This window comes from Streptomyces sp. NPDC046862 (assembly GCF_040704615.1).
Classification (GTDB): domain Bacteria; phylum Actinomycetota; class Actinomycetes; order Streptomycetales; family Streptomycetaceae; genus Streptomyces.
The window spans coordinates 41,042-54,141 of the sequence record NZ_JBEYXP010000048.1; the positions used below are offsets into that span (position 1 = coordinate 41,042).

Annotated in this window: 11 protein-coding genes; 3 read left to right on the forward strand and 8 right to left on the reverse strand. The window is 68.5% G+C overall.

The window, feature by feature from the left end; translation table 11 throughout:
- Window positions 1–256: 256 nt before the first annotated feature.
- Both AB0959_RS39195 and AB0959_RS39200 read left to right on the forward strand, forming a co-directional pair.
- A complete protein-coding gene (locus AB0959_RS39195; protein ID WP_366831558.1) occupies window positions 257–598 on the forward strand; it encodes a hypothetical protein in 342 nt (113 codons plus the stop codon).
- Between the two features lie 969 nt (window positions 599–1,567).
- Window positions 1,568–1,939: an SAV_6107 family HEPN domain-containing protein gene (locus AB0959_RS39200; protein WP_366831559.1), complete on the forward strand. Its 372-nt coding sequence runs from the start codon at window positions 1,568–1,570 to the stop codon at window positions 1,937–1,939.
- A gap of 81 nt (window positions 1,940–2,020) precedes the next feature.
- Here the strand turns inward: AB0959_RS39200 and AB0959_RS39205 are convergent, their stop codons facing one another.
- The 3 genes from AB0959_RS39205 to mobF all read right to left on the reverse strand — a co-directional run bounded on the left by AB0959_RS39205 (window position 2,021) and on the right by mobF (window position 7,934).
- A complete protein-coding gene (locus AB0959_RS39205) occupies window positions 2,021–2,578 on the reverse strand; it encodes a DUF6082 family protein (RefSeq protein WP_366831560.1) in 558 nt (185 codons plus the stop codon).
- A gap of 227 nt (window positions 2,579–2,805) precedes the next feature.
- Window positions 2,806–3,102 carry a hypothetical protein gene (locus AB0959_RS39210; protein ID WP_366831561.1) on the reverse strand — a complete coding sequence of 99 codons (297 nt, stop codon included), beginning with the start codon at window positions 3,100–3,102 and terminating at the stop codon, window positions 2,806–2,808.
- A 14-nt stretch (window positions 3,103–3,116) separates the two neighbouring features.
- Entirely contained in the window at window positions 3,117–7,934 is a 4,818-nt protein-coding gene (gene mobF / locus AB0959_RS39215) for a MobF family relaxase (protein WP_366831562.1), read from the reverse strand.
- 352 nt (window positions 7,935–8,286) lie between these two features.
- On the opposite strand from mobF, the gene AB0959_RS39220 reads away from it, so the two are divergent.
- Window positions 8,287–8,808, forward strand: a complete 522-nt coding sequence (locus AB0959_RS39220; RefSeq protein WP_366831563.1) for a hypothetical protein — start codon at window positions 8,287–8,289, stop codon at window positions 8,806–8,808.
- A gap of 666 nt (window positions 8,809–9,474) precedes the next feature.
- On the opposite strand, the gene AB0959_RS39225 is transcribed toward AB0959_RS39220, so the two are convergent.
- The 5 genes from AB0959_RS39225 to AB0959_RS39245 form a co-directional block, all read right to left on the reverse strand.
- Window positions 9,475–10,224: a hypothetical protein gene (locus tag AB0959_RS39225; protein ID WP_366831564.1), complete on the reverse strand. Its 750-nt coding sequence runs from the start codon at window positions 10,222–10,224 to the stop codon at window positions 9,475–9,477.
- 289 nt (window positions 10,225–10,513) lie between these two features.
- Entirely contained in the window at window positions 10,514–10,900 is a 387-nt protein-coding gene (locus tag AB0959_RS39230) for a hypothetical protein (protein WP_366831565.1), read from the reverse strand.
- A 100-nt stretch (window positions 10,901–11,000) separates the two neighbouring features.
- On the reverse strand, window positions 11,001–11,651 hold the full coding sequence (locus tag AB0959_RS39235) for a hypothetical protein (protein ID WP_366831566.1): 651 nt from the start codon (window positions 11,649–11,651) through the stop codon (window positions 11,001–11,003).
- Between the two features lie 112 nt (window positions 11,652–11,763).
- Window positions 11,764–12,513 (reverse strand): hypothetical protein, encoded by a 750-nt coding sequence (locus AB0959_RS39240; RefSeq protein WP_366831567.1) that lies wholly within the window; start codon window positions 12,511–12,513, stop codon window positions 11,764–11,766.
- 94 nt (window positions 12,514–12,607) lie between these two features.
- Window positions 12,608–13,036 (reverse strand): hypothetical protein, encoded by a 429-nt coding sequence (locus tag AB0959_RS39245; RefSeq protein WP_366831568.1) that lies wholly within the window; start codon window positions 13,034–13,036, stop codon window positions 12,608–12,610.
- Between the last annotated feature and the right edge of the window lie 64 nt (window positions 13,037–13,100).

Genomic DNA, 13,100 nt, shown 5'->3' on the forward strand with positions numbered 1-13,100 from the left:
AGGGCTACCCCCTCGGTGCAGGATGACGCTACCGGCTGCCCGCGGACCCCACCGGACGAACCGTGATCTTCCCCGGGTCATCCCGGCCAGCACGGTCTTCGGCGAACTGCGGGTGGCAGAGCAGGCCAATCGAGAATGGCGTCGCTCCCCCAAGGCCCTGCTGGCGTTGAGTAGTTGAGACGATCTGCATCCGAAGCCTGACGTCGCCCGCAATCATGAACGCGGGCAGAGACCGGCCAACGAGGAGGAGCAAACTGTGGCGGACATCTGGGTTCTCACCCAGCCCACAGACAGCAGCAAGAAGCGGGGTTTCATCCGAGCCGACGTCATCACCAGCGTCAGCGGCGACACGGACAACGTCCTGGCCATCCGGTCGGACACCCAAGCCGTGGTGTCCCTCGCCGCAGGGGTGACACCCGCAGGTAAGCACAAACCCCTTCCGCCGGGGTTCCACGTCTACTTCCTGCAGGTCCTGGATGAAGTGCAGCGGGACAAGAGTGGACTGGCAAAGGCGGTCATGGCCACGTGGGTCGTCAATCAGGAGGAATGGCAGTGGGTGGTCGAGGACGTCGAAGACCTCGCGCCCAGAGACTTCTAGGCATCTCACGCCCACTGCCATCATCGGGGCCCCGGCGAAGCCGGGGCCCTCGGCTATGCCGCCGAGATGAATCGCGGCGCATCAGCGTCGCTTCTCGGACACTTCCACACCGTGTCCTGTCGGCAGCAAGCCGTGCTCTGTCATTCTGAATGGTCATCAACGGGGCGTCGCGACCGCGAGACCCGGGGCGTAGACCGCTGGAGGGAGTGAGGGCCAGGATGCCGGTGGCGGAGGCGTGTCTTTGGGGCCTCTTGGGTGCAGCCCTGATCGAGGGACTGGACCTCTACACAGCCATCCACACCACCGACGGCTGGCCCTGGAAGAAGAAGGGGCAGCCGGCCTTTGCCCCGTACCTGGCAGCTCTGGTGATCAGACTCGGTGTGGGCACGGGCCTGACGGCTGCGTTCGCAGCCTCCCAGCAAGTCGCTGGGGCGCTCGCGGCAGTTACCGTCGGCATTGCGGCCCCCAAGATCTTGCAGCAACTGGCCAAGCAGGGCCTCGCCCATCAAGCTATAGAAGCCCCTCCCTCCACGGCGCCACAGGTAGACGCGGGGCAAGGAGCGGGAGCTCAGTCGACTGGCTCCAGCCCGGATCAACGAGGAGGACAGGTCGGTGCGCTCTGACTCGTTCACGGCTCAAGTGCTCGGCAACCTTGCGGGCACAGCGCCTCCGTTCTCGGTAGGAGACATGCCGGCTCCTGCGCTCTCATCTGGAGCGAGTGCCCGTCCCTTCCGTTCCTGGCTACTGCACGCTCTGGCGTTTGCGCCGGTGAGCGACGACACATCTCATCGCGATGAAATGCGTGTCTCCCCACGGAGCGCCGACCGACCGGCCACGGCGCAGGCCCGGACAGCACGCTCCAAGGCTCCCTCCTCCAAGAAGAAAACGCCCCGGCCGGAAGTCTCCACCCCCCCATCAGCTGCGGACCTGCTTGCCCTGGCTCGCCACTCCCTGGAGACGGCAGACGGCTTGGACGACCCACTCCAGCAGTACGCGATCACCCACCGCGCGGCGCTTCAGGCCGCAGGCGCCGTGGTGACCGCCAAGCAGCGACCGGAACACCGACTGGGGCGCCGCGCACGGATCCGCAGCACATGGGATCTGCTGCCCGAAGTCGCTCCACAATTCGCCGCGTACGCCGAGTACTTCCAAAGCACCACAGTCAAGATGGTCCGCGCTGAGGCAGGCATTGCAGACGCCGTCGACCTCCACGAGCTCGCAGACCTGCGCGGTACCACCGAGGAGTTCGTGCGCAAGGTGGGGGCACTCGACGACGTCAAGAGGACTGCCGCTCAGACAGGCGGCGGAGGCAGTTCCACGACCATGCGCCGAACCAGCTGAGCGGGGACCGCCAAGCTGAACTCGGTGGCAGAGCGCCCGCCCACTCCAGCACAAACCCGGGGGCGGGGAACCATGGGCCGACTACGACCTAGCGTCCGGCCGATCTTGAAACTCTGCGACAGCAAGCGCCGGCCCTGCGGCCGTAGCAGCCTGGTAGCGCTCATCTACCAGGTGAACGAACACCTGGTCGCGGCGGTCACCAGCCTCCATCGTGCGGCGCCAGTCGGGTCCTTCGCGTTCCCACTGTTCGCGCGCGATCTCACCGCGGAAGTGTCCGTCGAGTTTTACTGCGAGTTTTTCGACGGACAGGTGGCCGATGCGGAAGCGCTGCAGCAACTCGCCGAGAGCGAGTGACGTGATCAGGTGCTGCTGATGCCGTTTCAAGGTGACCGGCGCAGCTGGCGGTGACCATGCCTGGAGCAGATCCGGGTTGCTCAGCGCGAGCGTCGCGAGCTGGAGATGGCTGTCCCTGATGGCCTGCTCATTGCTCGTACGAGCCTGACGGACCTGGTAGAGGAGCGAGAGTGCAACTCCGGCCAGAGCAATGGCCGAGAGCACGACGGACACGGCCCCGTATGCCTGGCTGATGTCACTGAGCTTCCCCCAGTCGGTGTTCGCGGGAGCCAATGCGGCCAGCACGAATGGTGTGGAAGCGACCAGCCCCAGGAGTCCGAGTCCAAGGAGGCCGTACGCTAGAGCCATCCGTACCCTCCGCGCGCGTTGCGCCCTGTTTCTTCCGGTTGTCATGTATCCCCCTGGGCTCCGAATGCCGATCCGTCGACCAGGATTGGGGCTGGCGTTGGTACCCCACAAGGGGGCGCTGACACCGGTCGAACCCCACGGAGTCGAGCACCGTTCCCGCCCGGCTATGGCCTCGGGCTGACGACCAACTCGCCGACCATGAACGCTCGTACGGCGTCTTCGAGGATGGCCGTGTACCGCTTGAGTTCGTGATTCTCCCGGACCAGCGGGTTGTCATGGTCTGGGTGAGCTTCGAATGCCTCGTCCATCTCCCGGAGACGGGACTCAAGGCCGGTCCTATCCGGTGTGACACCGGCAGTCACAGTCATCCGGGCGGCTCGCCGGGCGGCGAACTGTGCGAGTAGTTCGCGCTGCTCGGCGGTGAGCCCTTCGCCGGTGGTGTTCTCGTCCTTCTCGTCCATGTTCTTCTCCTCGTTCACATTCCCGGTCCCCGGCGCGGCCCCTGGCTGGGGCCGTGGCGCCGGTGATGGTTCTGCTCGTCCTGTGTGCTGTCGGCCCGCCGTCCGCGTACGGCATCGTCCGAAGGCAGTGCCGGTGCGACGGGGGCCAGGCCGCGCCGGGCCCGTTCGGCGTCACGGTGGGCTCGGACCTCTTCCAGGCGCTGCTGGACGCGGGCCCGCTGGAAGAGCGTCATGGCCTGGTGCAACTCGGCCCATCGCTCCCGGTCTTCGGCTTCATCAGGAGTCTCTCCCAAAGGTTCGTCGGAGTCGATCTGGTGGAGCATCCGATAGGCGGCGAGTGCTGCGACGAGTTGTTGCCACTGCTCTTGCTGAGTGCTGTCCTCCGTGGCCGGCGCAGGTATCTGCTCGACCCACTCCTCTGCGGGCTCTTGGCCTTCCAGCGCCCGGCGCAGGGCGAGTTCGGCGAACGCTGCGGCGCCGGCCCAGACCGCCTCTCGGTCTTCCGGCTCGGACACGTGGGCGTCGAGCAGCCGGTAGTGGAGGTTCTCGGCCGTGCGGGCTGCGATCCGCATCCCGTCGAGAGGTTCGTCAGGCCGGTGGCGAGCGGCGGCGGATGCACGCGCGCGGCGGCCCACTTCGGCGATGCGCTGCTGGAAGATTTGCCAGGCGTGGGCGTCGGGGGGATCAGCCGGCGGCTCGCCAATGCCGGGGACGTCGTCGGCCAGAGCGTGGCGGATACGCCACACCTCGGCCACCGCCGCTGTGCGCTCCCACTGCTCGCGGAGTTCCGTTCCCGCGACGGGGACCGGGCCGAGGACCCGCGCCCACGACGGCGGGGACTGCGCCAGGGCAAGTCCCATCTGCTCCAGCCGCTCGGAGAGCACGACGCGGCGCTCGACCAGGTGCTGACGCCAGCCTTCCGGCGTGTCCATATCCCGTACGGCGGCCGACGGAGCGATCCAGTCGGGCATCTGACCGCTGTTGTCCGAGATCGGTGCCGGACCGTGCGGGAGCTCGTCGCGCAGCCTCTGTTCGACCCGGATCTTGGCGGCGATGAGCTGGGCACGCTTGAGTCGTTCGCGGGCCACGTCCTGCCGGTAGAGGTTGGCAGTGCGCTCGGCGCGGGTGACCTCAACGGGCTGCCTGGCGGTGTGACTGGCGCCGTGCCCGGGTTCACGCTGCCAGTCCTCGCGCATCCGTTCACGTGCGGGAATCGCCCTGCGCAGGCGCTGCTCGCGCCGCAGGAGAGCGTGTTCTGCGGCAGCAGCGCGTTCGGTGTCGTGGTCGCCTTCTTCTTCCGCGCGGCGGATCCGTGCGCGCGCCTGGGCAGTGGCCGCGGCGAGTTGGGCCCGGGTGAGGTGCCCGTGTGCCCGGTCGGGCCAGGCGGGATGGGGAAGTCCGTCCACGATGACGGGCCGGGGCTGGCTGTCGACGGCTGCGTCCGCACGAAGCAGTTCCTCCAGAGCGCTCCGACGGTGTTGCTCAGCCAGATCCAGAAGGCGATGCAACTGCTCGACGCTGAGCGTCTTCAGCGGACGGCTGCCACCGGGCTCGGCCTCCCTGCGGGCGGCACGTTCGGCCGCCTGGCGTCCGGCCTCGACGCGGTAGTCGATGCGCCAGGCCAGCACCGAAGCCGGGTCTTCGGCGTCCGCGAAGTCCCGCTCGTCGAAGGCGACCCGGATGAGCTGGCCGAGGTCCCAGCCTTCGGCCTCCGCGATACGCAACGACCGCTCTGCCACCTCCCAGGTGTCTGCACTGATGAACATTTCCGCCGCTGGCCCAAGTACGCGGCGGGCGAGGTTCTGCAGCCGCTGGCTGGTGGCACGGGCGTAGACGTCGGTGTACTCGGCGACGAGCTGTCCGATGCCGTACGCGCGTTCCTGCCCGGCTTCGATCATCTCGTGCGCCGAGATGGATGCCTGGCTGCTGTGGGCGACGGTGTCCAGCACGTCGCGCATGTTCTGTGCTTCGTCGGTGACGACGTAGATGCGGTTGGACTGGCGGCCTCGGGTCGCCTCGACGTACGCGGCTTCCCGCGAGGTGCGGACGGTGATGAGACCGTGGGCGGCCTCCACGGTGATGCCCTGGGCGCGGTGCGTCGTGTACGCGTACCCCAGTTCCGCGTGCCTGCGCAGGTAGCGGGGCGGCAGGACGATCCGGCCTCCGTGGCCCGTGTGGCGGGCTTGGACGCCGCGCCGGTCGATCCGCTCGATCAACCACTGGTCACCGTTCTTCACGAACTCGCGGCCCCCCAGCAACGACAGTTTGCGCTGGTTCTTCCGCGTCACGATGACGTCGCCGACCGCAGCTTGCAGCTCGTCGCGCAGCCGGGCCGTGCGGCTCAGGTCGAGCCGGCCGGAGGCCAGATGGAAGGCATGGGCCCGAAGGTTGAGTTCGCGGACCATCTCGCCGTCGTCGGCCATCATCAGGGCCTGCACGCCAGACTCGATGTCGCGTTGCCACCCAGCGAAGACGGCGCCGAGCATCTCCTCACGGGTGCCACCCACGACCCGGCCCTGGTCCAGATACCACTTCCAGGCGTCGGCGGGGTCACCGTCGCGCAGGGCAAGGGTGGCCTCCGCTTCGCCCTCGGTCTGGAAGCGGTGGAGTGCTTCCAGTTCCACCACGCCGACCTGACGGGCGAGTTGACGCAGCAGACCTCCCGACTCAACCGATCCGAGTTGTGCGGGGTCGCCGATGAGGCGGACCAGGGCGCCGGCGGACTCGGCCTCGGCCACGACGCGGGCGAGATTCTTCGTACCCGCCATACCCGCCTCGTCCACAACGATGACGTCGCCCGGTCGCAGCGCGTACTCCGCCACCGAAGCCTTCCGGCGCCTGCCTCTTCCCCTTCTGAGCACACGGTGGACGATGCTGCCCTCGGTCAGACGGTCTCGCTGAGCGAGCCAGCCATGGAGCGTGTACGCCGTGGTACCGAGATCGCCTTCGATGACCTTCGCAGCACGCGAGGAGGGAGCGAGGGGTATGAGTCGCCCGCCCCCGGCGGCCACCGCGTCGCGGACGAGCTGCAGGGCGGTTGTCTTGCCCGCGCCGGCGGGCCCGATACCGCCGACCACCAACCGGTCTGAGCAGGCGAACGCCTTCGCGAGCCGACGCTGGCCGGTGTCCAGCTTGCGGCCCTGGAAGCGGTCCGCGACCTCCTCAAACCGGTCCCCGGCGAGCGCGGGAACCACCACGGTACGCGCCGCGTTCAGGACCCGGTCCTCGGCGGCCAGGACCTCCCGCGAGGTGTACAGGACCGACTCACGGCGCCGGTAGATGCTCGTACCGTCCGCCCGCAGCAGCGGGCCGAACGGCCTGTGCAGGTCCGGTGGCGTGATGCTCAGCGAACCATGCGACAACACACGCTCGGTGATCCGCTCCGCTAGAGCATCGGCCGCAGTGCCGCGCCCCCGAGCGAGCCGTACGACGTGACGTCGCGCCTCGGCCAGCACGTGCCTCTCGCCCCACACCGACCGCTGCTCGGACACCACCGCAAGGACGTCCTCAGCAGCCTGCTCGACATCGATCTCGGCGTTGGTGCCACCGGATATGGACGCACTTGCCTGCGCCGTACTCAGCAGGGCATCAACCCGTTCCTGCCCGACCGCGGCGACCGCCTCCCTGCGCCACGCCGCACGCAACTGGGCCAGGGAGCGACCCTTCTTCTTCGCCGGCCGGGTCTCCAGCGTCGCCTGCTGAATGAGCGCCATCCGGGCCGCCGTCCCCGGCTCCTTGCCGTGCTCCTGGCGGTAGACGCGCAGCAGTTCCTCCAACCGCTTGCCGATATCCCGCGTGCGCTTCGAGTGCGGCTGCAGCACCCCGGCGTCGAATCCCTTGATGCCCATGACCGGGCGCTTGCCATGGGTGACCTCACGCTCCTCGGCCTCCAGGCCGAGCCGGGCGCACACCTTCTCGATCACGAGCTGGTTGTAGTACTCGGAAGCGGCCACGCCCATCGCGTACAGCAGCTTTCCGTCGATCGACCGCCACTTGCCGTCGGCACCGCGGACCTTGTTCGCCACGACCACGTGATGGTGGAGCAGGGGCTCGCCGAGCCGGTTGTCATAGTGGCGGAAGAGGGTGGCGACCAGGCCGCCCTTCACCTCTTCCTGGGCGATGCCGTTGATGCCGGTCCGGGTCGCGAGTGCGTGCTCCTCGATCCAGGCGATGGTCTCCAGGACCGCCTCCTCGTCGCACTCCATCACGATCCGGCAGACGTCCTCGTCGCCTTTGCCGAACAGGCCCTTGCTGAGCTCCTCGGGCCCCCGAAGCACCAAGTCGTAAGCAGCCACCGCCTGTTGCTTCGAACCGGTGTTGGCGCTGATGTACCGGGAGAGTTCCTCGGCGTCCTTGGGAGAGCGGCCGAAGTCCGCCCGAAAGGCGATGGCGCCGGCCTTGGCGCGCAACTGCCGTCGCTCGTCGGCGGTGGCCTCCCGCCCCTTGCGGCTTTCGAAGGCCTCGATCTCGTCCTGGATCTTCGCCGCGAGGGGGCCGGCGTTCTGGTCGTACCGGTAGTAGCGGCGCCCCAGTCGCGCCCGGCGGGTGGCTTCGGCGGGCGACAGGCCCTCGGCCACAGCGGCCTTGATGATCTCGTCCGCGTTCGGGTGCAGACCCTCGCCGTACAGAGCCTCCATCTGCACCTCGGACACCGGCCCAGAGACGCCCAGTTCCGCGCTTCCACCGCCGACCCACACGCCCGGTGGATTTCCTTCCGCCGTGTAGTAATCACCCAGGTCACGGTCGGGAGAACGGCGCACATCGCCGGTGACGGTCTCGCTCGTGTAATAGCGATAGCCATCCCCAGCTGAGAGCTTGTGGATGGTCATCATGCACTCAGGCTACCTTGTGTCATTGTGAATGCAAGAGCTTTGACCGCGAAGAAGGGGGGTGCAGGGATGGGGAGTTGGCGAGCGAGGAACGAGTCGAGCCAGCGAGCCGACCTGCACCTTCCTTCTTCGCGGACCGCGAAGCGCCCACGGTTTTCCGCAGGTCCGCTCTCCTGAGCGGACCTGCGGAAAACCGTGCAGTTCGCGTTATCCACAGGCGAGATCAACGCATTCTGATTGCCTCTGAATGCCTCTGGGTGCGTCATTCGGAGAAGGCCAACAATTACCCATGGGGCGAGGGTGGATTCATCGGCCACAATGACCCAGAAACCATCGCTTAGGGGAGGCGAGTTCGATGGCTCAACGCAGGCCGAGGAAATCAGCGCGCGAGGTCGAGGCCCGCGAGAGAGTACGCGCGCGCCGGGCCGCGCACTGGGAGCGTGAGCGGCAGCTGGAGGACCTGGCGACCGACTACGAAGTGGCAGCGCAGGAGATCGAGGACGTCGCCACGGCGGCCGAGGAGAAGATCGCCGCGTACGCCGCCCGGCTCCGTGGTGAAGCTGAGGCCACGAAGCGGGACCTGCGGGTCAGGCAGGCCGAGAGCGTCGGACAGATGCTCAAGCTCGACGGCGTCCGTTCCGTCGCCGACCGGCTCGGCGAGCCCCTGGAGACCGTCCGCAAGGCCGCCACCAGGCCAGGCAGAGCACAGAAAGCCGGGACGCCGGATCACGGCCCCGCAGTGGTGCAGTCAACGGGACAGGAGTCGGCAGCGAGCCAGCCTGTTACCGATCCGATCACGCCGGCGAACGTGGCGGCCACGTCATCTCCTGGCCCGGTGCCGTCCGAGCCGGCTGAGCCGAGCGCGGCCTCGGCATGAAAGGGGAAGAGATGGCCCGTAACGGGATGACTGAACGGCCGATCGAGGACCTGCATCCTGACTGGATCGGCCTCAAGATGGAGGTGGAGGACGAACAGGGAGTGACGATCGGCTTCCGGCTTGGCCGGTACGAGAAGACGACCATGGACGGCAAGCCCATGTGGCGCCTCTTCAGCGACCAACCCGCGTGGAGTGTCACGGTGTACGGGGGAACCAAGCTCCGCTGCGTATCCCCGCCTCCCACCGCCGGGAGCCAGACCGGTCACTACGCACAACAGCCGGTACCGGCCGTCCACACCGCGCCGCAGGTGCCCCAATACCCTGTCGCAGGGCCTCCGGCGCCGACTGCTCGAAACCCGCAGTCCTGGGTGACTCCTCCAACACACCAACAGGGATGACAGCACAAGCAGCGAACGCACGAAGCCGCGGCCCCGTACCGACGAAGAGGACGTCGGTACGGGGCCGCGGCTTCGTGCATCTGCAGTGCTTCGCGCTGCCGCCTGCGTCAGCAGCCGGCGCTAGGAGTGCTGGTCATCAGGTGGCTCCTTCGGTGTCTGGGGTGCCGGGCCCGGACGCTGGTCCGGATGTCCCCCCCGGGGCGCCGCGCCCTGCGGTGAGCGGCGCCGGGAGCTTCAGGGGCAGTCAGAGGGCTGGAAGCCTCTGACCTCACTCGGTGATGGCGGTGAAGCTGCGTCCGAGACGTGTGTTACCGATGTCGGCGCGGCTTCCCGCGTATCGCCCGGCACCGGCTCCGCCTTCGCGTGATGCGCCGGGCTGGGTGCTTCGTACCTCGCTGGGCGGATAGGCGTTGTGGAACGCGGCCAGTACTGCCGAAGCTCGGTCGGCCAGGACCAGCGCGACGCTGGTGGCGCCCTCGGCTCGTTCCTTCTCCTCGCCCTGGACGCGTTTCTCGGCGGCGTCGACGCGTTCGACAACGGCGTTGACGAACCCGATGAGCCATCCGTACCGCCATGACCTGATGCGCTTTTGCTCGTGCTGCGGCACGGGGGTGGCGGCAAGCTCGCTGAGCATCTGCAACTGAAGCGAGGTGTAGAGCAGGTCGAGCCGGTCGATGTCCGAGCGGAAGCCGAAGACATGGACTTCGCGTCCGGTGCCCTTGACCGGCCCCAGGTCGATCAGCTCGCAGCCCATCGCAAGGGCCAGTCCGTTCAGGAGCGTGGTCCTGGCCATGGACCAGGGGTTGCCAGTGGTGAACCTCCTGCCTATGGGCTTCTCGTCGCTGCGATTGAGACGGTGGAGCATGGCCTGTTCGACGCCGTAGCGGGCGATCAGGTCCCGGACCTTCTCCCGGTAGAACTCGGCGGTCTTCGCCGGTGTCCCCGGGTCGTCGGCCACACGCTGGAGGGCGCGGATCTGGTCGAGCTTGGACTTCGGGATGGACGTGCTGGCATGCATGCGTGGGCTCCAAACAGATGGTGATGCAAATGGACTTCTGCGTGGCAGAGGGGCACGAGGGGCGGCCTGCAAGAGGGTGGATGCGGCGCTGCGGGCATTGGGCGACTCGGCGTACGTCGGTGAGTTCCGGTCGGTGCTGGAGCCACAGGACGTGCCGCCTGAGCGCGTGCCCCCCTGGCCAGCTTGAAGAGCGGCGGCCCGGCGCGCGGCAACGGTCCTGCCCTGCCTGACGGGGGAGGTCCGTTCGGTGCGGGCCCGGGGCGTGTGGCCCCGGGCCGGGCGGACATGGTCAGTAGCGGAGAGGGATTGGAGTGAGGCCGTTGCAGGCGGCCAAGTCCTCAGCGGGCGTCCGACTGCGGTCCCCGGTGGCGACGAGCCGGGCGCGGTCGTCCTTGACGAGGTAGGTCTCGATGCCCCATGGCCGGTCGATGGCGACGAACAGGTCACCGTCGTAGTCGTCGCGGGCGAACCCCGGATCAGCTTCGACGGTTGCGACAGCCACGATGACCTGTCGGGCCAAGTCGTCCTTGGCGGCGGCGAAAGTGGTACCACGCCCGACCAACTTGCCCATCGTCAGGCACCATCCGTCGCCGCGCTTGGCGGGGCGCTGGATCTTGATGCCGGGCAGCGGGACGGCAACCGTCTTGGCGTCGGTGGCGGAAGCAGGAGCGGTCATGAGGAATCCTCTCGGTTCTCGGGAGTTGGGGCCTGTCCGTGAGCTGGACACCGGCCCATACGCGGCCCCGGGGACTGCACCCCCCCGGGGGCACACCGCGTCACACGCGAGCGTGGCTCGGGTGGCCGAGCACGAACAGCGCCTTCGCCTGGTCGGTGGTGGAGCGAACGAGCCGGGTGAAGTTGTCCCCGCCCCACACCGTCCACCGGTCGCCGCCGATCTGCGGCGACCACGTGAGCGCGTACCGTTCACCGTCGGACGTGGTGACGTCCCACCATCCGCGCTGCGTGCGCGCCGTGACGGTGGCGCCGTCGATAGCCGGAATCTCCGGACGCGGACCGTAGCGGCGCTCTACGTACGACAGGTAGTCGGCCGTCGGCTCGATCGCGATACGCCACCGGCGCCGGGAGGCGTCCGCCCCTACCTCCGTCCACGTCCAGCCGAGCACGGGACGGAACCCTGCCTTCACCAGCGCACGGGATGCCGCTGCCTCTGCGTCGTCCTGGCGGACGTCGTGGCGGATGTCCAGCCGGATTACGTGCGCCGTGGCGCACAAAGTGCCGGACTCGTCGAGCAGCCACACCACCGTTTCCCGGGTGCCCCGGTTCCGTACCAGCTCCGCTGTGACCGGCCGCGTGCGCTCCTCCGCCCGCCAGTCGCGCTCCAGCGCCTCAGCCTCCGTCCACGCCCGCCGGTCGGTGCCGTCCGTGGCGAGTCGGTGAGCCGTGGGGTGTTCGTCCTGCGTGGTCATGTCGTGGTGTTCCTCTCCGTGGGGTTGGGGCCGTGCCCCGGATGGGGAAGCCCGGTGCTCCCCGGCCCGACTCGATCGGGCCGCACACCGTCTGTGGCGGGGGCTCCGGTGCCTAGAAGGGGGGTTCGTCATGGCGGCGGGCACGGGCGGTGTGAAGCCGGTTGTTCGCCTCGGCCAACCTCTCGCCGTCCGCGACCTCGAACGCGCTCCGGTCGACCGTGTGACCGCACTCCCACGCCGTGCACACGTAGACCGGGCCTGTGCTCGCGTACAGGCCGGGCACGGGCGTGTAACCGCCGTAGTGGCACTCTGAGCAGATGTGCGGCGTGAACACCTCGCGCCCGATGAACAGCTCTCCCGTGTGGCGCTGTTCAGCGATCCGGGCCCGCGCCCGGCCGCGCTGGATGCATGACTTGTCCTCACACGCCCGGCTGCCGATGACCCCGTCGGTGGAACCGTCGTACAGAGTCACGGTGCCGGTGTCCTCGCACGAGCCGCAGAACGGGGTGCCCTCGGTGGCGTGTCCGAGCATCGCGAGCGCCACCCGCTCAGCCGGTGAGAATTCGAGGTAGCGCACCAGGGCGCCCAGGGTGCCCGGCTCGACACCTTCGGGCCGTCCGTGGCAGGTGTGGCGGCCGGTCTTGTGATCGGTGACGACGTACCAGCGGATCCGGTCGCGCACCGGAAGGCCGTTGCCCTCCAGCCGGTGACCGGTCTCGATGAACAGGGACTGTCCGGCGGTCTGGCCGTCCCCGCCCTCACGCGCCTTTCCGGCCGACTGGGGGCCGTCGAGTCCGAGGACGTCACCGGCCGCGTTGAATGCGTGCACCGTGTAGCCGTTGGGCTCGGTCTTGCTGGTCATCGTGCGGGTTCCTCTCACTCGGGGGGACTGCCCGTTCTCCGGGCGGGTGGTGGAGCCGGGGCGCGGCAGCCGCGCCCCGGCTGGAAGGCAGCGGTCAGAGCCAGGAACGGACAACGCTCGGGCGCTCGCCGTAGCACTCCGCGACGACCTGGTAGAAGTCGGCGCCTGGGTCGTCGAGCAGAGTCAGCGACGCGTTCACCATGAAGTTGTCCAAGTCATCGGGGCAGGAGCGCCCGTTGTGCTCGGCAGCGAGGTCGACGCCGTTGGTCACGGCCTGGGAGACCTGGTCACGGGTGAACAGCGGTGTGCCGTCGTCGGAGGGCGGGGTGGCCGGGGCGCCCTTGTAGTGCTCGTTCTTCACTTCGGCCCACGGTGCGCCCGGCTTTTCCACGAGCGTCATGGCGGCGGCGCGGGCCCACGTGAACCGGTCGGCAGAGCTGGGGAGGTGGGCTTCGTTGGCGGCCATGGTCAGTGCGCTGGTGATGGCTTTGCGTATCTGGGCGCGGGAGTACAGGACGGTCATGAGGGGGCGGTGTCCTTCGCTTCGAGTCGGTGGCCCGGGTGCTGTCCGGGCGGCCGGGGGAGCG

Bases quoted from the DNA above. Each gene is read 5' to 3' on its own strand.
- AB0959_RS39240 (WP_366831567.1), bottom strand. From the start codon at position 12,513: ATGACCAGCAAGACCGAGCCCAACGGCTACACGGTGCACGCATTCAAC.
- AB0959_RS39225 (WP_366831564.1), bottom strand. From the start codon at position 10,224: ATGCATGCCAGCACGTCCATCCCGAAGTCCAAGCTCGACCAGATCCGC.
- AB0959_RS39230 (WP_366831565.1), bottom strand. From the start codon at position 10,900: ATGACCGCTCCTGCTTCCGCCACCGACGCCAAGACGGTTGCCGTCCCG.
- AB0959_RS39245 (WP_366831568.1), bottom strand. From the start codon at position 13,036: ATGACCGTCCTGTACTCCCGCGCCCAGATACGCAAAGCCATCACCAGC.
- AB0959_RS39235 (WP_366831566.1), bottom strand. From the start codon at position 11,651: ATGACCACGCAGGACGAACACCCCACGGCTCACCGACTCGCCACGGAC.
- mobF (WP_366831562.1), bottom strand. From the start codon at position 7,934: ATGATGACCATCCACAAGCTCTCAGCTGGGGATGGCTATCGCTATTAC.
- AB0959_RS39210 (WP_366831561.1), bottom strand. From the start codon at position 3,102: ATGGACGAGAAGGACGAGAACACCACCGGCGAAGGGCTCACCGCCGAG.
- AB0959_RS39220 (WP_366831563.1), top strand. From the start codon at position 8,287: ATGGCTCAACGCAGGCCGAGGAAATCAGCGCGCGAGGTCGAGGCCCGC.